The organism is Variibacter gotjawalensis, from assembly GCF_002355335.1.
GTDB classification, from domain to species: domain Bacteria; phylum Pseudomonadota; class Alphaproteobacteria; order Rhizobiales; family Xanthobacteraceae; genus Variibacter; species Variibacter gotjawalensis.
In genome coordinates this window covers 3,179,607-3,202,612 of the sequence record NZ_AP014946.1, presented here as the reverse complement: position 1 = coordinate 3,202,612, position 23,006 = coordinate 3,179,607, and the positions used below count along the sequence as shown (strand labels likewise).

Below are 23,006 nucleotides of genomic sequence, written 5' to 3'. Positions count from 1 at the left end.
CTGACAGCAAAGCCTTCACATCAAAGCATAAATCGGGGCGGCGTGGTAATAATTTCCCCGTTTGGTTGACGCGGGACAGTGGACGGAGCGTCTTGGCGCTGCGGGCCGCCTTGTGTTATCTCGCACTTGCTCACGCGGGCCTATGTTCGCTCCGCGCTTCGCCATATCCGAGGATTTCGAATGACCGCTTCTCCGTCGTCCGCGCAAGCGACGAAAGCCAGCGATTTTTTCACCGCCAGTTTGGCCGACGCCGATCCGGCTATTTTCCAGATGATCGGCAAGGAGCTGGGCCGCCAGCGCGACGAGATCGAATTGATCGCGTCGGAAAACATCGTCAGCCGGGCCGTGCTCGAAGCACAAGGCTCGGTGCTGACGAACAAGTATGCGGAAGGCTACCCGGGTAAGCGCTACTACGGCGGTTGCCAGTATGTCGACGAGGTCGAGACGCTCGCGATCGAGCGCGTGACGAAGCTCTTCGGCGCCAAGTTTGCGAACGTGCAGCCGCATTCCGGTGCGTCGGCTAACCTCGCGGCGTTCATGGCCGTGATGCAGCCCGGCGACACGTTCATGGGGCTCAATCTCGCCGCCGGCGGACATCTCACGCATGGCTCGCCGGTGAACTATTCGGGCAAGTGGTTCAACATCGTGCCGTACAGCGTGCGGCAGGACGATCAACGCATCGATTATGATGAAGTCGCGCGCCTCGCGACCGAGCATCGCCCGAAGCTGATCGTTGCTGGTGGCTCTGCTTATCCGCGCACGATCGATTTCCGCCGGTTCCGTGAGATTGCGGATTCCGTTGGCGCGCGTCTGATGGTCGACATGGCGCATTTTGCGGGTTTGGTCGCGGGCGGCATTCATCCGAATCCGATCGAGCATGCGCATCTCGTCACCTCGACGACGCACAAGACGTTGCGCGGTCCGCGCGGCGGCTTCGTGCTGACCAACGAGGAAGACCTCGCAAAGCGCGTCAATTCGGCGGTGTTCCCGGGCACGCAAGGCGGCCCGCTGATGCATGTGATCGCCGCGAAGGCCGTTGCGTTCGGCGAAGCGCTGCAGCCGTCGTTCCGCGCTTATGCGAAGGCTATCGTCGACAACGCGAAAGCGCTGGCCGAGACGCTCAAATCGCGCGGTTTCGACATCGTGTCGGGCGGCACCGACACGCATCTCATGCTGGTCGATCTGCGCCCGAAGAATCTCACCGGCAAAGTTTCCGAGGAGGCGCTCGGCCGCGCTCACATCACCTGCAATAAGAACGGCATCCCGTTCGATCCCGCGAAGCCGGCCGTAACGTCGGGCATTCGCCTTGGCACGCCGGCCGGAACGACGCGCGGCTTCGGCATCGCGGAGTTCAAGCAAATCGGCGATCTGATCACCGAAGTGCTCGACGTGCTGTCGCAGAAGGGCACGACCGAGGACTCGCTGGTTGAGGCCGCAGTGCGCGAGAAGGTGAAGACCCTGGTCGGACGCTTCCCGATCTATAACGGCTAACGGATGCGCTGCCCGAGCTGCAATAGCCTCGACACGCAGGTCAAGGATTCACGGCCGACCGAAGATTCGGCCGCGATCCGGCGTCGCCGCGTGTGTCTGTCGTGTGGCTTCCGCTTCACGACGTTTGAGCGCGTGCAGCTGCGCGAATTGACCGTGATGAAGCGCAACGGACGCCGCGTGCCGTTCGATCGGGATAAGCTGCAACGCTCGTTGCAGATCGCGCTGCGCAAGCGGCCGGTCGAGCCGGAAACGATCGAGCGTGTCGTGTCGAAAGTCGTCCGAGACCTCGAAAGCGATGGCGAGAACGAGATTTCGACGGAGACGATCGGCGAGAGCGTGATGAAGAATCTGCGCGACGTCGATGACGTTGCGTATGTGCGCTTCGCCTCGGTTTACCGCAATTTCCGTGAGGCCAAGGATTTCAACGCCGTCATCGGCGAGCTGTCCTCGCGGGAAGAGCCGGACGACAAGAAATGAGCGTCGCAGAGGCGCTTCGTATCGATCCTGAAATTGACGTGCGCATGATGGATCTTGCCATCCGCATGGGCCGCCGCATGCTTGGGCGCACGTGGCCCAATCCGGCTGTCGGCGCGGTCGTCGTGCAGGATGGGCCCAACGGTCCGATCGTCGTCGGGCGCGGTGCGACGCAGCCCGGTGGACGACCTCACGCCGAAACGGAAGCGCTGCGCCAGGCCGGCACGGCTGCGCGCGGCGGTACGCTCTACGTTACGCTCGAGCCTTGCTCGCATCACGGCAAGACGCCGCCTTGCGCCGACGCAATCCTCGGAGCCGGCATTCGCCGCGTGGTGTCGGCGATGGACGATGCCAACCCGTCGGTGACGGGGGCAGGGCATCGCCGTCTGCGCGCCGCCGGCGTTCAGGTCGATGTCGGTCTTGGCGGCGACGAGGTGCGGCGCAATCTCGTCGGGCATATGCGGCGTATGCAGGACGGCCGGCCGCATGTGATGCTCAAGCTGGCGCTGTCGAGCGACGACAAGGTCGGCCTGCCGGGCCGTAAGCCGGCGGCGATCACGGGCGAAGAAACACGCGCGCGCGTTCACATGATGCGCGCGATGAGCGATGCGATTGCGGTCGGTGTCGGCACCGCGATGGCGGACAATCCCTCGCTCACCTGCCGGTTGCCCGGCATGCTAGCGCGCTCGCCGGTGCGCGTGGTGTTCGATACAAACTTGCGCCTGCCGGTCGACAATCGCCTGGTTCAAACCGTCGACGATGCGCCATTGTGGGTGATCACGGGCGTCGATGCGCCGGTCGAGGCCGAGCGCGCGCTGCAGTCGCGCGGCATCGAAGTTATCCGGGTGCGGACCGAGGATGGCCGCGTGCGGCTCGAAGGCTCGCTCAACGCGCTCGCGGCGCGCGGTATCACAAGCCTGATGGTCGAGGGCGGGCCGATCCTCGCGCGTGCGCTGCTCAACGAGGACTTGGTCGACGAGGCGACGATCATGCGTGGGCCGATCACGATCGGCGACGAAGGTGTGCCGGCGCTCGATGGATTGCCGATCGAAGCGATCACCGGGTCGGAGCGCTTCCGCGAGATCGTGTCGATGACCTGTGGCGACGACAGCTACGCGGACTATGTAAGGGCCTGATGTTTACCGGGATCGTGACCGACGTCGGAGAACTGGTTGGCCTCGAGGCTAAGGCCGAGGGGCTGAGCCGTTTGTCGATCGCCTGCGTCTACGACGCCGCCGGAATTGACCTCGGTGCATCGATTGCCTGCTCCGGTGTGTGTCTGACGGTCGTCGACAAGGGCAAGCGCGGCAACCGCAACGTCTTCGATGTGGACGCGGCGGCCGAGACCTTGGCCATCACCACGGTGGGCGGCTGGCAGGTCGGCAGCCCGATCAATCTCGAACGCTCGCTCAAAATCGGTGACGAGCTCGGCGGCCATATCGTTTCGGGACATGTCGACGGTTTGGCCGAATTGGTCCGGCGCGAAGACCTGCCCGACATGGCCCGGTTGACGTTTCGCGCGCCGAAAGAGCTGTCGCGGTTCATCGCGCAAAAGGGGTCTGTCGCGCTCGACGGCGTCTCGCTGACCGTGAATACGGTCGCGGAAGACATGTTCTCGGTGTTGATCATCCCGCATACGTTGAAAGTGACGACGATCGGGCGCCTGAAGGAAGGCGACAAGGTTAATCTCGAAGTCGACCAAATGGCGCGCTACGCAGCGCGGCTGATCGAAACCCGATAAGTGATAGGCCTCACGGCTGCCATGCCTTGTTTGCCGGGGCAGGGCTTGCTACTCACCCGGGCGAAACACGGGTAATTTTTGAATGGCCGAAGCCAAACGCAGCATCACGAAAGTCGAAGGCGCCGAAGGCGCGCATATCCTCGTGATCGAGGCGCGCTATTACGAGGTGATCGGCGAAGCATTGTGGCTCGGCGCGAGCCGCGCGCTGAGCAAGGCCGGTGCGACCGCCGAGCGCATCAACGTTGCGGGTGCTCTCGAAATTCCGACCGCGATCGTGATCGCGCGCGATGCCGCAGAAGCTGCCGGCCGTCCGTATGACGGCGCCGTAGCGCTCGGCTGCGTGATCCGCGGCGAGACCAGCCACTACGACATCGTGGCAGGTGAATCGGCGCGTGCGTTGATGGACATCGCGATCGCGGACGGCTTCCCGGTCGGCAACGGCATTCTCACGGTTGACACTGAGGATCAGGCGATGGCGCGAGCAGCGCTCGATCGCGGTGACAAAGGCGGCGACGCGGTGCGCGCGGCGCTCGGTCTCGTTGCGCTCAAACGCCGACTGGCAGCGGGCGCATGATGGCAACCGCCGAGCGCCCGAAGAACGAAGAGCGTAAAGCCAACCGGCGCGGTGCCGCGCGGCTGGCCGCCGTTCAAGCGCTGTACCAGATGGACCTCGCCGGCAAAGGCATCAACGAGATCTTCGCGGAGTTCGAGAGCCACTGGATCGGCCAGGAGGTCGAAGGCTCGCAGTATCTTCCGACCGACGCGGCGTTTTTCCGCGACGTCGTGTCGGGTGTCGTCGAGCGGCAACGCTCGCTCGATCCGTTGATCGATGCCGCGTTGACGAAGGGGTGGCCGCTCAAACGCATCGAAGCGCTGATGCGTGCCGTGCTCCGCGCGGGTTTGTTTGAACTCGAGAAGCGCAGCGATATTCCGGCACGCGTGATCATCTCGGAGTATGTCGACGTTGCGCATGCTTTCGTCGACAAAGACGAGACCGGCATGATCAACGCGGTGCTGCACGAACTTGCGAAGACCGCGCGGCCCGACGAACTCGCGAAGAGCTCCTGATGGGACGCGACGATCCCCGCATATCCGGCGAGGATCGTTTGATCGCGGAATACTTCCGCCCGATCGCGCTCGCGCCCGGCGCGATGGATTTGCGTGATGATGCGGCTTTCTTCACACCGCCGGACGGTCACGATCTTGTACTGACCAAGGACGCGCTGGTCGCGGGCGTGCATTTCTTCCCGGACGATCCGCCTCGCATGATCGCGCAGAAGGCGTTGCGCGTGAACCTCTCGGACCTCGCCGCGAAGGGCGCAGTGCCTGCGGGCTTTCTGCTTGCGTTGGCTTTGCCGAAGCCGGTCGATACCGCGTGGCTCGCGGCGTTCAGCGCCGGCCTGCAGGCGGACGCGGAAGAATTCGCGTGTCCACTCTTGGGCGGCGATACTGTCACGACGGCCGGGCCGATCACGATTTCAATCACGGCGCTCGGCACATTGCCTCGCGGCACGATGGTGCATCGTGAGGGCGCGCAAGCCGGCGACCATATTTTCGTTTCCGGTACGATCGGCGATGCGGCGTTGGGCTTGCGCCTGCCGCGCGGTGGAGCGGCGGCGACGCAATGGGGCATCGACCTTGCTGCCGCCGACTATCTGGTCGGGCGCTATTTGGTGCCACATCCGCGTGTCGGTTTGACGAAGGCTATCCGCGACTATGCGTCAAGCGCGATGGATGTATCCGACGGTTTGGCCGGCGATCTGGCGAAGCTGTGTCTCGCATCCGGGGTTTCGGCCGACGTCGATGTGACGCGGATTCCGCTGTCGACGGCGGCGGCTGCTGCGGTTGAGAACAATCCGGATACTTTGGTCACGGCACTTACGGGCGGCGACGACTACGAGATCGTTTGCACGGTTGCTGAGGATCGGCGCGCCGCGTTCATCGCCGCGGCGCAGGCGGCTTCAGTCGATGTGGTTGAGATCGGCCGCATCGTCGTGGGCGATGCGCCGCCGCGGTTCACGCGCGACGGCAAAGTGTTCGACACCGGGGCCGGTTCGTTCAGCCATTTTTGAGATCGGTGAGCACTTGCCAGGGCGCATCCACTGATGCGTCGTGAAACAGCATGAAGCTGCCGAGCGCGTCGCTCGGTGAGAGCAAGATCAAATTAGTCTTGTCGACAAGAGGTGCAACACCGGCCTCGGTCAACGTCTTGCGGGTGTGCGCGAGATCGCGCGAGCGGATCGCTTGGCCGGCCATGTAGGGCAGTGAGCCGGCTTTGTAGCCTGGCAGGAAATCCTCGGCATTATCAGTGCTTGTGATGACGATGCGCCCGCGTTCGAGTTCGACCGTGGTTAGCGCTGCCGACAAACGCAGCGGCTTGTCGGTATAGCGCGCGAAACGCTCGGTTGCCTCCGCCGCGTCGTTGCTGACGAGCATAAGGTCCGTGAGTGCGTCGGCGCCGTTCGGGTGCGCGACGAGATGATCCTGCCAGAGCACATCGGGTGTCAGGCTTTTCGTGAACTGCACGCGGCCTTCGGCCATGACGCCGGGCTCGGGCCTGAGCACCTGCCACGCAACGCGCGGTGCGCCCGGCAACGTCACGTCCTTGCGGTCGAGCTGGACGACGCTCTGCATTGCAAAGCCGGATTTCATCAGCCGCTCGCGCTGCCCCGGAATATCGTCATGCGCCATCGCGATGAGGTGGAGGCCTTGGTAGCGCGCGATCTGATTGCGGAACTGCGCCGCGAGCGGCGTGTCGTGCGTCGCGGCGAGGATCTCCAGATAGCCGCGGCGGAGGCGGGCAAGACGGTTCGACGTGCCGGACGGCGTTAGTTTGCCGGCTGCGTCCGCATTGGTTTGGACATTGATCTGCGAAACTTGGAAGCCGAGCCGTTCGAGCTGGTTTCCGGCGGCGTCGAGGTCGGCGACGAAATAGCCGACATGGTCGAGAAAGACTTCGTTTTGCTGCGGAAGCTGACGGTCAGGATACGGCATGCGGGCTCGCTGAAGACGATTTAGGCTGCGAAAAGCGCGGTCGATAGCATCGCTGACCTGCGAAAACCGGTCTGGCGCAAAAGAATTCTCCTCGTTATGGCTGCGCGGCTCCGGGGAGGACAGATGGCGTTCGTGGCCGAACAAGGTGACCAGTTAGCGCGGCGTAATGCAATCGTGCTGGCAATTGCGCAGATGCTGGGCGGCGCGAACACGATCGTGTTCTTCGCCACGGCGGCAATCACCGGAAATATCTTGGCGCCCTCCAAGGCTTTGGCGACGCTCCCGGTCAGCGTCTACGTGATTGGGCTGTGGCTCGGCACGCTGCCGATGGGCTTCCTCGCACGCCGCTACGGGCGCCGCATCGCGTTCCAGACCGGGACCATCGCGGGTGTGTTTACGGGACTGTTCTGCTGCGCCGCGATTGTGTTTGCTTCCTTCGCTCTCTTCAACATCGGCGCATTTCTGACCGGCTTCTACGCGGCAGCGACGCAGGCTTACCGTTTTGCCGCGGCGGACACCGCAAGTGAGCGATTCCGCCCCAAGGCGATCTCGTGGGTGCTGGTCGGCGGCGTCGGCGGCGCGTTCCTCGGGCCGCAGGTCGTGATCTCCACCGAACATCTATGGCAACCGCATCATTTTGCGGTGAGCTTCCTGCTCCAGTCGGCGATTGCCGTGGTCGCCGGCTTTGTGCTCATGGCGCTCAACATTCCGCGTCCCGCGGTCGGAACCGGTGTTTCGACCGGGCGGCCGCTGAAGGAGATCGTCACGCAGCCGCGCTTCATGGCGGCGGTCGCCTGTGGGGTCGCAAGCTATTCGGTGATGAATATCGTGATGACGGCAGCGCCGCTCGCGATGATCATGTGCAGCCACACGACGCGCGATGCGACGCTCGGCCTGCAGTGGCACGTGCTCGGCATGTTCGTGCCGAGCTTCGTCACGGGGTCGTTGATCACGCGTTTCGGCGTCGAGAAGATCATCGCGGCCGGATTGATCATCCTCGCCGGCAGCGCGGCCGTGAGTCTGGCCGGCATCGCACTGATGAACTTCTGGCTCGGACTGATTCTCCTCGGCATCGGCTGGAATTTCGGTTTTATCGGCGCCACCGCGATGGTGACGCAATGTTATCGTCCCGAGGAACGGAACTCCGCGCAGGCTTTCAACGACTTCCTGGTGTTCGGTTCGATGGTGATCGGCTCGCTCGCATCGGGCGGTGTGTTGACCGCTTACGGCTGGGACATGGTGAATTGGCTCGTGTTTCCAGTGCTCGGCGTCGCGCTCGTGATGCTGGTCGTGCTCGGCAACCGCGCGAGGCCGGCGGCCGCTTAGAGGTGTTCTAGGAACGGTCGCCTAAAACAAACCAAAAGTCGGATTGATGCGGGTCGGATTTTTGGCTATATCGGCCGCACTTTTCTGGGGCTCTCCGGGCACCGCTGCGGCCAACTGCTAGCCGACACAACGGCTACGATGAAGCGCGCGCCCCCGGCAATCAGGGTGGAAATCAATGACAATTCTATGGGCCATCGTCGCCTGTGGTGTGCTTTCAATCGTCTATGGCGCGTGGGCGACTCAGTCGGTCATGTCGGCGGACGCCGGCAGCCAGCGCATGCAGGAAATCGCTGCCGCCGTCGCGGAAGGCGCGCAGGCTTACCTTAAGCGTCAATATCTCACGATTGCCATCGTCGGTGCCGTGATCTTCGTTTTGATCTGGTTCCTGCTCGGCGGCACGGTCGCGGTCGGCTTCCTCATCGGCGCTGTGCTCTCGGGTCTGGCCGGCTTCATCGGCATGAACGTTTCGGTCCGCGCCAACGTACGCACCGCGCAGGCGGCGTCTAAGTCGCTGTCCGAAGGCCTCGACATCTCGTTCAAGGCCGGTGCGATCACGGGCATGCTGGTCGCCGGTCTCGCGCTGCTCGGCGTCGCGGTCTACTACATGATCCTGATCGGACCGCTCGGCCACGCTCCGCAGAGCCGCACCGTCATCGACGCGCTTGTCGCGCTCGGCTTCGGCGCCTCGCTGATCTCGATCTTCGCCCGTCTCGGCGGCGGCATCTTCACCAAGGGTGCCGACGTCGGTGCCGACCTTGTCGGCAAGGTCGAGGCCGGTATTCCGGAAGATGACCCACGCAACCCGGCAACGATCGCCGACAACGTCGGCGACAACGTCGGCGATTGCGCCGGCATGGCGGCCGATTTGTTCGAAACCTACGCGGTGACCGTGGTCGCCACGATGGTTCTCGCCGCGATCTTCTTCGCAGGTCAGTCAGTTCTCAGCTCCGCGATGCTGTATCCGCTCGCCATCTGTGGCGCCTGCATCGTGACATCGATCATCGGCACGTTCTTCGTGAAGCTCGGCGCTAACGGCTCGATCATGGGCGCGCTCTACAAGGGCCTCATCGCAGGTGGCGTGCTCTCGATCGGGGGCCTCGCGCTGGCAACCCAGTACGTTCTGCCGAACGGCTTCGGGGTCGTCGGCACCGCGCAAGGCATGACGATTACGGGCATCAACTTGTTCTACTGCGGCCTCATCGGCCTCGGCGTGACGGGCCTGATCGTGTGGATCACCGAATACTACACGGGCACGGGCAAGCGTCCGGTCGTCTCGATCGCGCAAGCGTCGGTCACCGGCCACGGCACTAACGTGATCCAGGGCCTTGCCGTTTCGCTCGAGTCCACCGCGCTACCCGCGATGGTCATCATCGGCGGCATCATCTTCACGTTCCAGCTCGCGGGCCTCTACGGCACCGCGATCGCGGTGACGACGATGCTCGGCCTCGCCGGCATCATCGTTGCGCTCGACGCGTTCGGTCCGGTCACCGACAACGCCGGCGGCATCGCCGAAATGTCGGGCCTGCCGAAGGAAGTCCGTCACAACACGGACGCGCTCGATGCGGTCGGCAACACGACGAAGGCCGTTACGAAGGGCTACGCGATCGGCTCTGCCGGTCTCGGCGCGCTGGTGCTGTTCGCGGCCTACAGCTACGACCTCAACTACTTCATCACCGAGGCGAATAAGGCCGGCTCGACGATGTTCCCGTACTTCAAGGGCATCGGGCAGGTCTCGTTCGATCTCTCCAATCCGTATGTCGTTGCGGGCCTGATCTTCGGCGGTCTCATCCCGTATCTGTTCGGCGGCATCGCGATGACCGCGGTCGGCCGTGCGGCCGGCTCGGTGGTCGAGGAAGTGCGCCGTCAGTTCCGCGAAAAGCCGGGCATCATGGAAGGCAAGGATCGTCCGGATTACGGTCGTGCCGTCGACATGCTGACGCGCGCCGCGATCAAGGAAATGATCATCCCGTCGCTGCTGCCGGTTCTCGCGCCGATCGTTGTCTACTTCGGCGTGTTGGCGATCTCGGGTTCGAAGGCTAACGCATTCGCTGCAGTCGGTGCTTCGCTTCTCGGTGTGATCGTCAACGGTCTCTTCGTCGCGATCTCGATGACCTCGGGCGGCGGCGCATGGGACAACGCGAAGAAGTCGTTCGAAGATGGCTTCACCGACAAGGACGGTGTGACGCATCACAAGGGCGGCGACGCGCACAAGGCGTCGGTGACCGGTGACACCGTTGGTGACCCCTACAAGGACACAGCCGGTCCGGCCGTGAACCCGGCGATCAAGATCACCAACATCGTGGCGCTGTTGCTGCTCGCGATCCTGGCGCACTGATCGTCGCTAAGAGACACACAAAGAATACCCCGCGGAGCGATCCGCGGGGTTTTTTTGGGGTCCGTGCAAGCGGCTAGGGCGTTAAGCGATAGCGTTTGAAGGCGGCCGCCTCGATTGCCGGCTTTGAGTAGAGAAGCGGGACGTAAGCTCCCGCCGCCCAGAACGGGGCTAGGTTTCGGTAGAACGGGCTCGCAGGATCGCCGGACTGGCCTGGTGTGTTGACCATGACGCTTTCGTCCCAGCGGCCGACGTCCAGCACCATCCGAAATGAAGCGCCGGCGGTTACACGGAAGTCCGTGTTGCGGTAGGTCGCCGCCATCGGACTGAATGCTGTGCCGGCTTTTTGCAAGCGCGAGACGTTGAGTTGCGCGCGCGTACGGTCGTCGGCGATCGGCGATAATGCGTGCTCAAATTGTGCGTGATGTAGTTTGCCCCAGGCCCAGTTCGCAGGATCAGATCCGAGAATTTCCGTTACCTCCTTGACCGCTCCGCCGAGTGTTTCGAGCAGTACCCGGTTGCGGGCGCCTTGAGGATCGCTGCCGAAACGCGCGTCGGGCTTATCGAGGAGGTCTGCGATTGCATCGAGGTCGCCGGCGCCGACGATCGATCGTGCGGCTTCAGGTGTGGTCGCCGCGACAACACCTCGGCCAAGGTGTTTTGCCATCCAGACTTCGGCCAGAGCCGCGGCGGCGCTGTCGGCCGACGTCCGCCCATCCCAATTCCTGACGAGGTTCAGACCGAGTGTGGTCTGCGGATCGTCGGACGAAAGACCCGTCAACAACTTGGCGATACGCCGCCCGACCGGGGTCGTCGGATCGGTCTGCAAATCCATCGCGTCAGCAAGGGTCCATTTTTTCTTGGTTGCGAAGACTTCTTTGATGCGCTGAATGCGCGAAGGGTTTGACCATTCGAAGCCGATCTTCTTGTCGATGGCAGGATGATCGAGCGGGATATTCATTTCGTTCGCAGTGCCGAAGTAGCCTTCCTTCGGGTTGAATACAGTCGGCAGTTCGTTGCCTGCGCGCAGACCCGCCCATTCGTAACGGCCGTCCCCCGGCACGGGCATCAGTCCATCCCAATTCGGGCGCACCGGTGTATGCCCTCCGGCGACCCAGCCGATGTTTCCTTTCACGTCGGCGTAGACCTGGTTCTCCGATGGCGCGCCCCAAGTCTCCATCGCCTTGCGGAACTCCGGCCAGGATTTCGCCTTCATGTAAGAGGTCGATCCGAAGTATGCGGATGCGCCGGGCTCGAACCACGTGGCGCGCATCGCGAAGGCACGGTTGTTGGCTTTGTCGACGTGAATCACCGGGCCATGGCGGGTGAATTTTAGATCGACCTTGCGCGACGCTTCACCCTTCACAGGGATTTCTTCGGCGACGGTGCGCATCGTCTCGAAGCCATCCTTGTATCGGTAGCGATCAGGATTTTGCGGGTCGAGTTCGTAAACGTAGAGGTCTTCCTGGTCGATCGCGAAGATCGTAAGGCCGAATGCGATCGTGCCGTTGTGGCCGATCGAGACGCCAGGAAGAGCTGGCTCGCCGCCGCCGATGACATTCAATCCCGGAGCATTGAGGTGAACAACGTAACGCAACGATGGGACGCCGTGCGCGCGATGCGGATCGTTGGCGAGGATCGGCCGGCCACTGACGGTGCGCGACGGCGCTATCGTCCAGTTGTTCGAGCCGTAATGTTTGATGTCCTCGTCGAGCGCCGCGAGACGCTCCTCGTAAGCGCCCGGAGCAGATAGTCCGATTCTCGTGCGGTCTCGCGAAAATGGAATGTTCTCGGTCGCGAGGATATAGTCGCGTAGAACTTCGGCGGGGATCGAGCAGGGGTCGAGGCCGGGCGGCAAGGCGGGTTTGACCGGCGGCTCGAGCTTCTTGCGCAGTTGGTCACTATCAAGTCCTGCCGCGCAGGCGGCACGTGCGCGTGCGACTTCCGAAGTTACATTGCGTGTCAGACCATGTGAACGAATGCGGACGACGTCTTCGGCAGTCCATGTTTCGGGCTCGGAGCCCGAGATGCGAAATTCGATCGGCATCAGTTTAGGCTCCGCTTTTGCGCGAGCGACATATGCATTGATGCCGGCGACAAAGGCTTCGGTGGATGCCTTGGAGCCTTTGCCGTAGGCAGCCCATTCGGCGTTCATGTCGCCGCGATAGAGGAAGAGCCGCAGCGCGCGATCATGCTCCACATATCCGGGGCCGAACGAAGCGGACAGACGACCGAGGCCGCGTTTGCGCCAAAAGTCGATCTGCCAAAGGCGGTCGCGGGCTGCGTTCCAGCCTTGCAAGAAATACACATCGCGCTCTGTCTTCGCGTAGATGTGCGGAATGCCCCATTGATCGACGATAATCTCGGCTGGAGATTGCAGTCCCGGTACGGCAACCGTTTCCGAGCTGACTTTGTCGACGTCGCGCGCAAGCGCAGTGCTCGCCGTTAAAGCCAATGCCGTGGCGGCAAGCGTGCTCAATGCGCTACGGCGCGCAGTTCGTGAAATCATTTCGTCTCCTCCAACCGATTTTCTTAAAGGCGGAGAGACTAGCGGAGGGTCGCGCTCCCTGAACAGTGGGTTGAGGCGCAGACCTCTAATTCACATCCATCTGCAGGCCTTCGCGTTTGATGATGCCGGCGAATTTTTCGATCTCGGCTTGCACGAAGGCTTTGTGTTGCGCGGTCGTCTGGTAGTCGGCGCGTGCGCCGATGACGGCGAAGCGCTTCTTTGCGTCGTCGGTTTCGAGGAACGATCTGCACTGTTGGTTGAGGCTCTCGACCATCGGCGCAGGTGTGCCTTCGCCGTAGAAGGCACAGATCCACGACGATAGATCGAATTTGCTCAGCGCTTCGATGCCGCTCTCGGCGACAGTCGAAACGTTCGGCGCAAGCGGATTGCGCTCGAGCGTGGTCACGGCGAGGCCTTTGAGTTTTCCGTCGAGCACCTGCGGCAGCGACGGGAAGAGGTTGTCGAACAGGATCGGCGGCTCGCCGCCGAGTGCGCCGGTGAGTGCGGGACCTGCGCCGCGAAACGGCAGGTGGGTCATCTTGATCCCGGTCAGCTGCTGAAGCCACGCCGAGGTCAGATGCGGCGTCTGGCCGGTGCCCGATGTGCCGTATGCGAGCTTCTCGGGGTTTGCCTTGGCGTAAGCGACGAGCTCCGAGATCGAGTTGATGCCGATCGACGGATGCGCCGTGATGAGGTTTGGAATGCAGATCAGATTGCTGACCGGCACCAGCTGCTCGGGGCGATACTGGATGTTGCGGAAGATCGTGTGCGCGATCGCGTTCGGGCCCGGATTGCCGATCAGGATGACGTGGCCGTCTTGCCTTTGCCGGATGAAGTCGAGCGTGCCGATGGTGCCGCCGCCACCGGATTTGTTTTCGACGACGGTCGGTTGGCCCCAGCTCGTTTGCAGATGGGCCGCGAAGATGCGGCCGATCGCGTCTGTGATGCCGCCGGGTGGCGCCGGAACGATGACGCGTACGTTCTGCGTCGGGCGCCAGGCTTGTGCTTCGCCGCGTGTCGAAATGAGCGCTGCGGTAGTTAGCGCGGCGCTGCCTTGAAGGACTTTGCGACGGCTGATGCGCATCGCTCAGTTCACGTCCATCTGCAGGCCTTCGCGCTTGATGATGCCGGCGAACTTTTCCGTCTCGGCATCGACGAAGGCTTTGAACTGCTGCGGCGTGCCGTAGTCCGGACGCGCACCGAAGGCGGCGATCTTCTTCTTCACCTCTTCGTTCTCGAGGAACGTCTTGCACTGTGCGTTGAGGCTGAGCACGGCGTCGTTCCGCGTGCCCTGATTGTAGAAGACGCAGAACCACGATGAGACGTCGAACTTGGCTAACTCCGGCGCGCTCTCGGCCATCGTCGGAAGGTTTGGTGCGAGATCGTTGCGTTCGGTCGTCGTGACGGCGAGGCCGTTGAGTTTGCCGTCGAGCACTTGGGGCAGGGACGGGAACAGGTTGTCGAAGAGGATCGGCGGCTCACCGCCAAGCGCTGCCGCGATCGCCGGACCCGCGCCACGGAACGGCAGATGCGGCATTTTCAGGCCGGTGAGCTGGAGGAACCACGCGGCGGTCAGGTGCGGGCTCTGGCCGGTACCGGAGGTGCCGAAGGTGAGTTTGTCCGGCGTCGCTTTCAGCGCGGCTATCAGTTGCGCGATCGTCTTGATGCCGGTCGATGGATGCGCCGAGACGATGTTCGGCACGCGGATGAGGTTCGAGACGGCGACAAGCTGATCCGGCTTGTATTGGAGATTACGGAAGATCGAATAAGCGATCGCATTTGGGCCCGGATTGCCGATGAGGAGCGTGTGGCCATCCGGCTTTTGCCGGATGTAGTCGAGCGTCCCGATAGTGCCGCCGCCGCCGGATTTGTTTTCGACGACGACCGACTGACCCCAGGCGTTCTGCAGATACGGTGCGAACAGACGCCCCATGACGTCGGTAAGGCCGCCCGGCGCCGCCGGAACGATGATGCGCACGTTGCTGTTCGGCTTCCAGCCGGAGCCCTGCGCGTTGCTGCGATGAGATATGACGGCGGCTGCCGTGATACCGGCTGCGCCTGCGAGCACGCGACGGCGTGTGAATTTGAGCGACATGGTCCCCTCCCAAAATCATCCGCTGATCGCGGATCTTGTTGTGGGTGCATTATCGCTAAAGTTGTGGCGTCGGCTAGCCGAATGCGCGCGCGTGATTGACCGCAGTGATCAAAAGCCGCGCCGGCGTTTCGCCAGCCGTTACTGGGTGCCGATGATCTTGAAGATGTAGGTGAGGTACGACAGTTCCTGACCGCCTGACGGGGTGGTGCGGCTGACGAAGTCGAACACCTTGCCGTCCTGCAAGCCGAAGTTGGCGACGCGATTCACGCGGCGGCTCTTGTCGAAATAGACCGCGACCACGCGCTGGTCGCGCACGGTTTCGGGCAGGAACGAGGTCTGCGAGGTTTTGCGGGAGACGTAGTAGAAAACTTCGCCCGAAACGGTGGCGACGGTCGACGGGGTGCCGAGAATAACCAGGACCTGCTCCTGGCTGGCGCCGATCTGGATCTGCTCCAGGGCGCCTTCCGGCAGCATGTAGCCCTTCTGATAATTCTTGGTGAAACCGCCGCCACTGCCGCTGCAGCCGGCGATCAAAGCGCCGGCAACCAGAATGGCCGCGACCTTGCCGGCGGCGGAGCGCCCGACTGCCCAAGACTTCAAGTTCATACGCGGTCCCTAACGTCCCCATGGCCGGATTGCAACGCGGCGAACGAGCCGATAACCCGAAATCGCCAACAATCCGGAAACCGGCTGGCAAAGCCGCGCTGGCGCGCGCTATAAGCCGGAAACTCCAAAACATCCCGACGAAGAGATCGATGGCCCTGTTTCGACCCCGCCGCGACGAAAACACCATTGAGACGCTCTATGGCGCCATCGTGGCACAGGCGCGTTTGCCGGTGTTTTACGCCGAGGCTGGCGTTCCGGACACAGTCGAGGGGCGTTTCGACATGATCGTCCTGCATCTCGCGCTGTTTTTGCGCCGTCTGCGGACCGAAACCGGCAAATTGCCGCCGGTTGGGCAGGCGGTGTTCGACCACTTCTGCACCGACATGGACCACAACCTGCGCGAGATGGGCGTCGGCGAGATGGCGGTGCCGCGCCGAATGAAGAGATTCGGCGAGGCCTTTTACGGCCGTTCTACCGCGTATGACGCCGCTCTCGACAGTGGGGACGTACCGGCGCTGGAGGATGCGCTCGCACGCAATCTGCGGCCGACAGTGGATAGCGGTGCGGTGCTTGCGCGTTACGTTCGAGAGGCGGCCCGGTTGCTCGCCGACACGTCAGAAGATTCGCTGCGGAAAGGTGAGGTCCGTTTCCCGGCCGCCGACAAGGTACTTGCTCATGGTTGATTTAAACGCCGCCGCTTGGAGTTCTCCAATCCGTGCCGAGGATGTGCCGGAGAAGGGCAGACATGTGAATCTGGTGGCCGACGAAACCGCGCGCGACGCCGTCGCGAAACTCGCGAAGGTCGACGCCGTCAGCGATCTGAAGGCGTCATTTGATGTCTCGCCGCGCGGCGCCGGCCTGCATGTCGGCGGGCGCGTTACGGCGACGGTGCGTCAGAAATGCGTTGTCAGTCTCGAGCCGATCGAAAACCGAATCGACGAAGAGATCGCTGTTTCGTTTTCGCCGCATATTACGGACGCTCCGCAACACCGCGAGGATGACGAAGAAGTCGAGACCAACATGATCACGGACGGACCGGAGCCGCTGATCGATGGTACGGTCGATCTTGGCGGCCTCGCAGTTGAGTTTCTGCTGCTGGGGATCGATCCATATCCGCGCAAAGAGGGCGTCGCGTTCGAGCCGCCGAAAGATGCGAAGGATGATCCCGGACCATTCGCGGCGCTTGCCGCCTTAAAAAAGAAGCAGTGAGCCAATGGTTCTGCTCCTCCTCGGCCTCGCGATTTTCATCGGCGCGCACGTGTTCGTCGAGCAACGAGAGGCGCGCGCGAGGCTGATCGCGCATCTAGGCGAGGGGCCGTATAAGGGACTCTTCTCGCTTGTCGCGCTGATCGGGTTTGCGCTGATCGTCTACGGCTTCGGCTCGTATCGCGCGACCGGTTGGGTCGACGTTTGGACGCCGCCGCGCTGGACGCGGCATGTCACGGCGCTGCTGATGTGGTTCTCGATCATCGCGTTGTTCGCGGCCTATCTGCCGGGCCGAATCAAGCTGGCGCTTAAGCATCCGATGCTGGCCGCGCTGAAGTTGTGGGCGCTGGCGCATCTGATCACAAACGGCGACCTCGGCTCGATGATCCTGTTCGGGAGCCTGCTGGCCTATGCGGTCTACGACCGGATCGCGCTCAAAAAGCGCGGAGATAACGGGTTTTCGGGGCCAGTTACGGGGTGGGGCGGCGATACCGCCGCTGTGGCGGTGGGAACTCTTGCCTATCTGGCGATCGGCTATACCTTCCATCCGCTTCTGATCGGAGTGCCGGCTTTCGGCTAGTTTGCCATCGCGATGCCTTATCTTTATTTTAGCGCTTCCTTTCCAATCTAACGATAGCCGATAGGGTCCGCCGCAAGCGGGCGCGGTTGCCTGGGGTACTGGCGTGGCGGACATTTTTAATGAAGTCGATGAGGAACTTAGGCGGGAACGCTTAAGGCAAATCTGGGAACGCTATCGCGTCCTCATCATCGCTGCGGCCGTTCTGATCGTTGGTGGCGTCGGCGGCTGGCGCGGCTACGAGTGGTACCAATTCAAGCGCGCGTCGGAATCTGGCGCCCAATTCGAATCGGCCGTGACACTCGCTAGCGAAGGCAAATATCAGGAAGCCGAGGCGGCGTTCGGTAAGATCGCGCAGGAAGGCACCGCATATAAGACGCTGGCGCGTCTGCGGCAGGCGAGCGAATTGGCGCGGCAGGACCGCGACGGCGCTCTCAAAATTTACGACTCGATTGTCGCCGATGCGTCGTCGGGTCCAGTGTTTCAGGACCTCGCCCGCGTGCGCGGTGGTCAGATCGCGATCGATACGGCGTCGCTGGACGACATGAAGAAGCGCCTTTCGGGCGCAACCGATGCGGGACGCGTTTTCCGCCACAGCGCGCGTGAGCTGCTGGCGTTCTCGGCCTGGCGCGCCAACGACGGCGCCGCGGTCAAACAGTGGGTCGACGCAATCATCGCCGACCCAGACACGCCGAATGGCATACGGTCTCGTAGTGAAATGCTGATGTCGCTCTCGGCGCCGGAAGCAAGGAGTTAGGTGTGCGTACAAAGCTGTCATCGCTCGCGATCATCGCTGTTCTCGGACTGGGCCTGTCGGCCTGTGGTGAGACGGTGCAAACGTTTCAGGATCAGCTGAACGACTTTAACCCGATGGGTCAGAAGAAGACCAGGCTGCCTGGCGATCGCCGCGCGATGTTCCCGGAAGGTGTCCCGGGCGTGCAGCAGGGCGTTCCCGCCGAGCTGATGAAGGGGGCTCCGAAGGAGCCGGAAGTCGAGACGGTCGCGACGCCCGCTCCCGCGGCGAAGCCGAAGACGCGTCGTGTGCGCACAGCTTCGCCGGCTCCGCGCCAGGCGGCTCGCCGTCAGTCGGCTCCGCAGGCCGAGGCTCCGGCTGCAGCCCCGCAAGCTGCACCCGCGGCGCGTGCTCCTGCCTCGGCCGGCAATTGGGGCCCGCCGCCGTCGTCAGGCGCTGCGCCCACCGCAGCTTGGCCCGATCCGCCGAAGGCTCAATAATCACGCGGCTGGCGCCGGGCGCTCCTTTAATCTATTGGCTCGGCGATGAGTTTTACGGCAGCCATTGTGGGCCGACCTAATGTCGGCAAATCGACTTTGTTCAATCGTTTGGTCGGCAAGCGTTTGGCGCTCGTCGACGATCGTCCCGGTGTGACGCGTGATCGCCGCGAGGGCGATGCGCGTCTCGGCGATCTCGAATTCACCATCATCGATACGGCCGGTTTTGAGGAAGCGCCCGCGGGCTCGCTCCCGGCGCGTATGCGTGAGCAGACGGACGCCGCGATTGCGATGGCGGATGTCGTGCTGCTTCTCGTCGATGCGCGCAGCGGATTGATGCCGCTGGATAAGACGTTCGGCGAGATCGTGCGCAAGGCGAACAAGCCGACGATCCTCGTCGCCAACAAGAGCGAAGGCAAAGCCGGCGAGTCCGGCCGCCTCGAGGCATACGAGCTCGGCCTCGGCACGCCGATCCCGCTTTCGGCCGAACACGGCGAAGGCTTGGGCGATCTCTACGACGCGCTGCGTGAAGCGTTGCCTGACGCAACGGAATTCCCGGTCGAGGACGAGATCGACGAAAACGCCGAGGGCGGGCCGATCCGCGTTGCGATCATTGGCCGGCCGAATGCCGGCAAATCGACGCTGATCAATCGCTTGCTCGGAGAGGAGCGTTTGCTCACTGGACCGGAAGCCGGCATCACGCGCGACTCGATCGCGGTGCGCCTCGACTGGAACGGGCAGGCGTTTCAGGTTCACGATACGGCCGGCATTCGGAAACGCGCGAACGTGCAGGAAAAGCTCGAGAAGCTTTCGGTCGCCGATGCGCTGCGCGCAATCAAGTTCGCCGAAGTCGTCGTGCTGCTGCTCGACGCGATGCACCCGTTCGAGGAGCAAGACCTACGGCTCGCCGATCTCGTCGTGCGTGAAGGCCGCGCACTGGTGATCGCGATGAACAAATGGGATTTGATCGAGCGCAAGGGCGGCGCGGGTCACTTACGCGAAGAGGTCGATCACTGGTTGCCGCAAGTCAAAGGCGTGCCGATTGTCGCGGTGTCGGGTTTATCGGGTGAGAATCTCGATCGCCTGATGAAGGGCATCGTCGACTCGCATGAGGTTTGGAACAAGCGCATCGGAACGTCGGCGCTCAATCGCTGGCTGACATCGGCAACGTCGCAGCATCCGCCACCGGCCGTTTCTGGCCGCCGCATCAAGATCAATTACGTGACGCAGCCGAAAGCGCGGCCGCCGAGCTTCGTGTTGTTCACGACGCGCGCGGACGCTGTGCCGGAAGCCTATCGCCGTTATCTGATCAACAGCCTGCGCGAGTCGTTCGAACTGCCCGGCACACCCATCCGGCTGATGCTGCGTGAGAAGGAAAATCCGTTCGACGATAAATCGTCGCGGTAGGATTCACTCGCTCGGCGCGTTGTACTTCATCACGGAGCGCGTCGGATAATCGAACAGCTTGCCGGAGTAGTCCACGTCCGGCAGGCACATCGCAACGATGAACTCCGCGACTTGCTCAGGCGTGTCGAGGACCGACGGATCTTCGCCCGGCATCGCCGCCGCGCGCATCTTGGTGCGGATCGGGCCGGGGTTGAAGAGATTGACCTTCACGTGCGTCGTCTCGGTTTCCGCCGCGTAGGTGCGCGCGAGAACTTCGAGGCCGGCTTTGGTCACCGCGTAAGCGCCCCAGTAAGCGCGCGCCTTCGAGGCCGCGCCGGAGCTGATGAACACAGCACGCGCCGCCGGAGCCGCGCGCAGCAAGCCATCCATCGTTCGAATGAGGTGCCAATTCGCCGTGAGATTGATGGCGACGGTCTGATCCCAGATCTTCGTTTCGATGTGGGGCAGCGGCGACGTGTGGCCCAGAACGCCGGCGTTCCCGACGAGAATGTCGAGACGGCCATAACGTTCGCCGAGCGCAAGCGCGAGACGTTCGACGCCTGGCGTGTCCGTGATGTTGAGCGGGACGAGCGTCGCGCTGCCGCCGACGGCTTTGATCTGGTCGTCGAGTTCTTCGAGGCCGCCGGTCGTGCGCGCCGTGGCAATAATGTGCGCGCCTTCCTTGGCGAGTGCGAGAGCCGTAGCGGCGCCAATGCCGCGCGATGCGCCAGTAACCAGCGCGACCTTATCTTTCAATCGTGACATTTGACTCTGAAAATTAGCTCGCTTCGGCCAGCAGAGAGAGTTGGCGCGGCTGGGAATCGCGAGCCTCGCGATCGGTCAGCGGCGTCGGATATTCACCGGTGAAGCAGTGGTCGGTGAACTGGGGATGCAGCGGATTGCGGCCGTTTTCGCCCATCGCCTTGTAGATGCCGTCCACCGAGATGAAGGCGAGCGAGTCCGCGCCGATGAATTGGCGCATGCCCTCGACGTCGTGCTGGGCGGCGAGCAGCTTATCGCGCTCGGGTGTGTCGATGCCGTAGTAATCCGGATGCGTGATCGGCGGGGAGGCGACGCGGAAGTGCACTTCGCGCGCGCCGGCGTCGCGCATCATGCGGACGATCTTCACGGATGTCGTGCCGCGCACGAGCGAGTCGTCGAGCAGGACGATGCGCTTGCCGTTGACGACGGCACGGTTGGCTGAATGTTTGAGGCGAACGCCGAGTTCGCGGATCTGCTGCGTCGGCTCGATGAAGGTGCGGCCGACATAGTGATTGCGAATGATGCCGAGCTCGTACGGGATGTTGGCTTCCTGCGCGAACCCGATCGCGGCCGGAACGCCAGAGTCCGGGACCGGGACGATCACATCTGCATCCGGCGCGGACTCGCGCGCGAGCTGTGCACCGAAGGCTTTGCGGATATCATAGACGCTGCGGCCGCCGACGACTGAGTCCGGTCGCGCGAAGTAGATGTATTCGAAGATGCACGGACGAACGCGCTGCGGCGGGAACGGCTTGTGCGATTGCACGCCGTCTTCGTCGAAGATGACGACTTCGCCATTCTCGATGTCGCGGATGTATTTTGCGCCGATGATGTCGAGAGCGCAGGTTTCGGACGCCAAGATCGGGCAGCCGTCGAGTTCGCCAAGGACGAGCGGGCGAATGCCGAGCGGATCGCGCGCGCCGACGAGCTTCTTGTTGGTGAGGCCGACGAAGGCATAGGCGCCTTCGATCTCGCGCAGCGCATCGACAAAGCGATCGATGAAGCGGTTGCGTGAGGAGCGGGCAACGAGGTGCAGCATCACCTCGGTGTCGGTCGTCGACTGCATCATCGCGCCTTCGCGCACGAGGCGGCGGCGGATGGTCAGACCGTTCGTGAGATTGCCGTTGTGCGCGATGGCAAAACCACCAGCGTTGAGTTCGGCGAAGAGCGGCTGGACGTTGCGAAGGATCGTCTCGCCGGTTGTCGAATAGCGCGTGTGGCCGATCGCGGAATTGCCCGGCAAGCGCTCGATGACTTCACGGCGGGAGAAGTTGTCGCCGACGAGGCCCATGCGGCGTTCCGAATGGAAGCGCTTGCCGTCGAAGGCGACGATGCCGGCCGCTTCCTGCCCGCGGTGCTGGAGGGCGTGGAGGCCGAGCGCCGTGATGGCGGCGGCATCCGGGTGCCCATAAATGCCGAAGACTCCGCACTTCTCGCGGAGTCCATCACCGTCTTCAATGTCTTCGGGGAGGCCGTAGCTTTGATGCATGGTGCCCTCTGCCGTTCAGCGCCGTTTTTGCGTTGCGTCGAGCAACTGCTGCATGCCCTGGCGATCTTCCCGGGCATAACCGCGCTGCTCATCGTTGGCGGCGGAGCGGTTCACCGAACCGGTCACCGTCGGAGATGTCACGTTGGCACCGCGCGGACGGGCCGGATCGGCCGGCGGCGTATCCGCCGGGGCCTCTTCGCCGTCCTTCTTCTGCTTCAGCTTGCGGTACCAACCTTCCGGATCGTCCGGAAGCATAGACATAAGAGCTTTGCCCGAATTTTCCAGAACGACGCGTGACTTCGCGTTTTTGACCCATTCGGGTTGGCTGCGCTCGGGCACGAGCCAGACGAAGAAGAGGAAAGCGACGACCACGATCACCAAGCCGCGGGCGAGGCCGAACAGGAAGCCCATCGTGCGGTCGAGCGCGCCGATGCGGCTGTCGAGGATCATGTCCGAGATCTTGATGGTGATCAGCGAGACGATCAGCAGCGAGCCGATGAAGACGCCGCCGACTACGAGGCCGCTCGCGACAAGTTCGTTGCTGACGTATTTCATCGCCTCGGGCTTCAGCCGCGGGAAGGCGTAGAGGGTCAGCAGCGCAGCCGCGACCCAAGAGACGATGGAGAGGACTTCGCGCATGAAGCCGCGGACCATGGCCAGGATGCCGGAAATCAGCATCACGGCGAGGAGAATGATGTCGAGAAGCGTCAGCGGCATCGCGCGGCAAAAACTCCAAAACGGCCCGGCGCTTGTCGCACCTGACCGGAATCAAAAGCTCAAGGCCTAGT

23 protein-coding genes are annotated in these 23,006 nt (G+C 63.0%); 15 read left to right on the top strand and 8 right to left on the bottom strand.

From position 1 onward, the window contains the following. Positions 1-180: 180 nt before the first annotated feature. The 7 genes from glyA (at position 181) to thiL (ending at position 5,778) form a co-directional block, all read left to right on the top strand. Positions 181-1,491, top strand: a complete 1,311-nt coding sequence (glyA, locus tag GJW30_RS15560) for a serine hydroxymethyltransferase (RefSeq protein WP_096356902.1) — start codon at positions 181-183, stop codon at positions 1,489-1,491. Between the two features lie 3 nt (positions 1,492-1,494). Then, positions 1,495-1,968 carry a transcriptional regulator NrdR gene (nrdR, locus tag GJW30_RS15555; protein ID WP_096356899.1) on the top strand — a complete coding sequence of 158 codons (474 nt, stop codon included), beginning with the start codon at positions 1,495-1,497 and terminating at the stop codon, positions 1,966-1,968. Continuing rightward, positions 1,965-3,101: a bifunctional diaminohydroxyphosphoribosylaminopyrimidine deaminase/5-amino-6-(5-phosphoribosylamino)uracil reductase RibD gene (gene ribD, locus GJW30_RS15550; RefSeq protein ID WP_096356897.1), complete on the top strand. Its 1,137-nt coding sequence runs from the start codon at positions 1,965-1,967 to the stop codon at positions 3,099-3,101. Before nrdR ends, ribD begins: the two co-directional genes overlap by 4 nt. Continuing rightward, complete coding sequence (locus GJW30_RS15545) at positions 3,101-3,706, top strand: riboflavin synthase (RefSeq protein WP_096356895.1); 606 nt, start codon at positions 3,101-3,103, stop codon at positions 3,704-3,706. Before ribD ends, GJW30_RS15545 begins: the two co-directional genes overlap by 1 nt. Positions 3,707-3,788: 82 nt before the next feature. Further along, on the top strand, positions 3,789-4,280 hold the full coding sequence (ribH, locus tag GJW30_RS15540; protein WP_096356892.1) for a 6,7-dimethyl-8-ribityllumazine synthase: 492 nt from the start codon (positions 3,789-3,791) through the stop codon (positions 4,278-4,280). Continuing rightward, positions 4,280-4,774 (top strand): transcription antitermination factor NusB, encoded by a 495-nt coding sequence (gene nusB, locus GJW30_RS15535; RefSeq protein WP_096356890.1) that lies wholly within the window; start codon positions 4,280-4,282, stop codon positions 4,772-4,774. Before ribH ends, nusB begins: the two co-directional genes overlap by 1 nt. Continuing rightward, positions 4,774-5,778 (top strand): thiamine-phosphate kinase, encoded by a 1,005-nt coding sequence (gene thiL / locus GJW30_RS15530; protein WP_096356888.1) that lies wholly within the window; start codon positions 4,774-4,776, stop codon positions 5,776-5,778. Before nusB ends, thiL begins: the two co-directional genes overlap by 1 nt. Here thiL and GJW30_RS15525 read toward each other — a convergent pair. Beyond that, positions 5,765-6,700, bottom strand: coding sequence for a VOC family protein (locus GJW30_RS15525; RefSeq protein WP_096356886.1), 936 nt, complete (start codon positions 6,698-6,700; stop codon positions 5,765-5,767). The two genes, thiL and GJW30_RS15525, sit on opposite strands and share 14 nt — an antisense overlap. A gap of 123 nt (positions 6,701-6,823) precedes the next feature. Here GJW30_RS15525 and GJW30_RS15520 point away from each other — a divergent pair, with 123 nt between their 5' ends. Together GJW30_RS15520 and GJW30_RS15515 are read left to right on the top strand one after the other, a co-directional pair. Then, positions 6,824-8,026: an MFS transporter gene (locus GJW30_RS15520; RefSeq protein ID WP_096356884.1), complete on the top strand. Its 1,203-nt coding sequence runs from the start codon at positions 6,824-6,826 to the stop codon at positions 8,024-8,026. A 175-nt stretch (positions 8,027-8,201) separates the two neighbouring features. Then, positions 8,202-10,361, top strand: coding sequence for a sodium-translocating pyrophosphatase (locus GJW30_RS15515; RefSeq protein ID WP_096356882.1), 2,160 nt, complete (start codon positions 8,202-8,204; stop codon positions 10,359-10,361). A gap of 73 nt (positions 10,362-10,434) precedes the next feature. Here the strand turns inward: GJW30_RS15515 and GJW30_RS15510 are convergent, their stop codons facing one another. The 4 genes from GJW30_RS15510 to GJW30_RS15495 all read right to left on the bottom strand — a co-directional run bounded on the left by GJW30_RS15510 (position 10,435) and on the right by GJW30_RS15495 (position 15,568). Beyond that, positions 10,435-12,867 (bottom strand): penicillin acylase family protein, encoded by a 2,433-nt coding sequence (locus GJW30_RS15510; protein ID WP_096356880.1) that lies wholly within the window; start codon positions 12,865-12,867, stop codon positions 10,435-10,437. Between the two features lie 85 nt (positions 12,868-12,952). Then, positions 12,953-13,951 (bottom strand): Bug family tripartite tricarboxylate transporter substrate binding protein, encoded by a 999-nt coding sequence (locus GJW30_RS15505; protein ID WP_096356878.1) that lies wholly within the window; start codon positions 13,949-13,951, stop codon positions 12,953-12,955. A 3-nt stretch (positions 13,952-13,954) separates the two neighbouring features. Then, on the bottom strand, positions 13,955-14,962 hold the full coding sequence (locus GJW30_RS15500) for a Bug family tripartite tricarboxylate transporter substrate binding protein (RefSeq protein WP_096356876.1): 1,008 nt from the start codon (positions 14,960-14,962) through the stop codon (positions 13,955-13,957). A 138-nt stretch (positions 14,963-15,100) separates the two neighbouring features. Continuing rightward, positions 15,101-15,568 carry an outer membrane protein assembly factor BamE gene (locus tag GJW30_RS15495; RefSeq protein WP_096356874.1) on the bottom strand — a complete coding sequence of 156 codons (468 nt, stop codon included), beginning with the start codon at positions 15,566-15,568 and terminating at the stop codon, positions 15,101-15,103. 149 nt (positions 15,569-15,717) lie between these two features. On the opposite strand from GJW30_RS15495, the gene GJW30_RS15490 reads away from it, so the two are divergent. The 6 genes from GJW30_RS15490 (at position 15,718) to der (ending at position 19,988) form a co-directional block, all read left to right on the top strand. After that, entirely contained in the window at positions 15,718-16,251 is a 534-nt protein-coding gene (locus GJW30_RS15490; RefSeq protein WP_245408528.1) for a ubiquinol-cytochrome C chaperone family protein, read from the top strand. A gap of 73 nt (positions 16,252-16,324) precedes the next feature. Continuing rightward, entirely contained in the window at positions 16,325-16,777 is a 453-nt protein-coding gene (locus tag GJW30_RS15485; RefSeq protein WP_245408527.1) for a YceD family protein, read from the top strand. A 4-nt stretch (positions 16,778-16,781) separates the two neighbouring features. Further along, entirely contained in the window at positions 16,782-17,354 is a 573-nt protein-coding gene (locus tag GJW30_RS15480; RefSeq protein ID WP_096356868.1) for an NnrU family protein, read from the top strand. 103 nt (positions 17,355-17,457) lie between these two features. After that, positions 17,458-18,108: a tetratricopeptide repeat protein gene (locus GJW30_RS15475; RefSeq protein ID WP_096356866.1), complete on the top strand. Its 651-nt coding sequence runs from the start codon at positions 17,458-17,460 to the stop codon at positions 18,106-18,108. A gap of 2 nt (positions 18,109-18,110) precedes the next feature. After that, complete coding sequence (locus tag GJW30_RS15470) at positions 18,111-18,584, top strand: hypothetical protein (protein ID WP_096356864.1); 474 nt, start codon at positions 18,111-18,113, stop codon at positions 18,582-18,584. 45 nt (positions 18,585-18,629) lie between these two features. Continuing rightward, complete coding sequence (gene der, locus GJW30_RS15465; RefSeq protein WP_096356862.1) at positions 18,630-19,988, top strand: ribosome biogenesis GTPase Der; 1,359 nt, start codon at positions 18,630-18,632, stop codon at positions 19,986-19,988. Between the two features lie 3 nt (positions 19,989-19,991). Here der and GJW30_RS15460 read toward each other — a convergent pair whose 3' ends face one another. Genes GJW30_RS15460 through GJW30_RS15450 form a run of 3 tightly spaced genes read right to left on the bottom strand, consistent with a single transcriptional unit; the run spans position 19,992 to position 22,935 of the window. Continuing rightward, entirely contained in the window at positions 19,992-20,732 is a 741-nt protein-coding gene (locus tag GJW30_RS15460) for an SDR family NAD(P)-dependent oxidoreductase (RefSeq protein WP_096356860.1), read from the bottom strand. 13 nt (positions 20,733-20,745) lie between these two features. Next, positions 20,746-22,218: an amidophosphoribosyltransferase gene (purF, locus tag GJW30_RS15455; RefSeq protein WP_096356858.1), complete on the bottom strand. Its 1,473-nt coding sequence runs from the start codon at positions 22,216-22,218 to the stop codon at positions 20,746-20,748. Between the two features lie 15 nt (positions 22,219-22,233). Beyond that, entirely contained in the window at positions 22,234-22,935 is a 702-nt protein-coding gene (locus GJW30_RS15450) for a CvpA family protein (protein WP_096356856.1), read from the bottom strand. Between the last annotated feature and the right edge of the window lie 71 nt (positions 22,936-23,006).

What these genes read in the sequence shown, in the direction of transcription:
- GJW30_RS15505 (WP_096356878.1), bottom strand. Translation starts at nt 13,951, where the DNA reads ATGCGCATCAGCCGTCGCAAAGTCCTTCAAGGCAGCGCCGCGCTAACT.
- glyA (WP_096356902.1), top strand. Translation starts at nt 181, where the DNA reads ATGACCGCTTCTCCGTCGTCCGCGCAAGCGACGAAAGCCAGCGATTTT.
- GJW30_RS15545 (WP_096356895.1), top strand. Translation starts at nt 3,101, where the DNA reads ATGTTTACCGGGATCGTGACCGACGTCGGAGAACTGGTTGGCCTCGAG.
- GJW30_RS15515 (WP_096356882.1), top strand. Translation starts at nt 8,202, where the DNA reads ATGACAATTCTATGGGCCATCGTCGCCTGTGGTGTGCTTTCAATCGTC.
- thiL (WP_096356888.1), top strand. Translation starts at nt 4,774, where the DNA reads ATGGGACGCGACGATCCCCGCATATCCGGCGAGGATCGTTTGATCGCG.
- ribD (WP_096356897.1), top strand. Translation starts at nt 1,965, where the DNA reads ATGAGCGTCGCAGAGGCGCTTCGTATCGATCCTGAAATTGACGTGCGC.
- GJW30_RS15510 (WP_096356880.1), bottom strand. Translation starts at nt 12,867, where the DNA reads ATGATTTCACGAACTGCGCGCCGTAGCGCATTGAGCACGCTTGCCGCC.
- GJW30_RS15450 (WP_096356856.1), bottom strand. Translation starts at nt 22,935, where the DNA reads ATGCCGCTGACGCTTCTCGACATCATTCTCCTCGCCGTGATGCTGATT.
- ribH (WP_096356892.1), top strand. Translation starts at nt 3,789, where the DNA reads ATGGCCGAAGCCAAACGCAGCATCACGAAAGTCGAAGGCGCCGAAGGC.
- nusB (WP_096356890.1), top strand. Translation starts at nt 4,280, where the DNA reads ATGGCAACCGCCGAGCGCCCGAAGAACGAAGAGCGTAAAGCCAACCGG.
- GJW30_RS15495 (WP_096356874.1), bottom strand. Translation starts at nt 15,568, where the DNA reads ATGAACTTGAAGTCTTGGGCAGTCGGGCGCTCCGCCGCCGGCAAGGTC.
- purF (WP_096356858.1), bottom strand. Translation starts at nt 22,218, where the DNA reads ATGCATCAAAGCTACGGCCTCCCCGAAGACATTGAAGACGGTGATGGA.
- GJW30_RS15525 (WP_096356886.1), bottom strand. Translation starts at nt 6,700, where the DNA reads ATGCCGTATCCTGACCGTCAGCTTCCGCAGCAAAACGAAGTCTTTCTC.
- GJW30_RS15460 (WP_096356860.1), bottom strand. Translation starts at nt 20,732, where the DNA reads ATGTCACGATTGAAAGATAAGGTCGCGCTGGTTACTGGCGCATCGCGC.
- GJW30_RS15520 (WP_096356884.1), top strand. Translation starts at nt 6,824, where the DNA reads ATGGCGTTCGTGGCCGAACAAGGTGACCAGTTAGCGCGGCGTAATGCA.
- GJW30_RS15480 (WP_096356868.1), top strand. Translation starts at nt 16,782, where the DNA reads ATGGTTCTGCTCCTCCTCGGCCTCGCGATTTTCATCGGCGCGCACGTG.
- GJW30_RS15500 (WP_096356876.1), bottom strand. Translation starts at nt 14,962, where the DNA reads ATGTCGCTCAAATTCACACGCCGTCGCGTGCTCGCAGGCGCAGCCGGT.
- GJW30_RS15490 (WP_245408528.1), top strand. Translation starts at nt 15,718, where the DNA reads ATGGCCCTGTTTCGACCCCGCCGCGACGAAAACACCATTGAGACGCTC.
- nrdR (WP_096356899.1), top strand. Translation starts at nt 1,495, where the DNA reads ATGCGCTGCCCGAGCTGCAATAGCCTCGACACGCAGGTCAAGGATTCA.
- der (WP_096356862.1), top strand. Translation starts at nt 18,630, where the DNA reads ATGAGTTTTACGGCAGCCATTGTGGGCCGACCTAATGTCGGCAAATCG.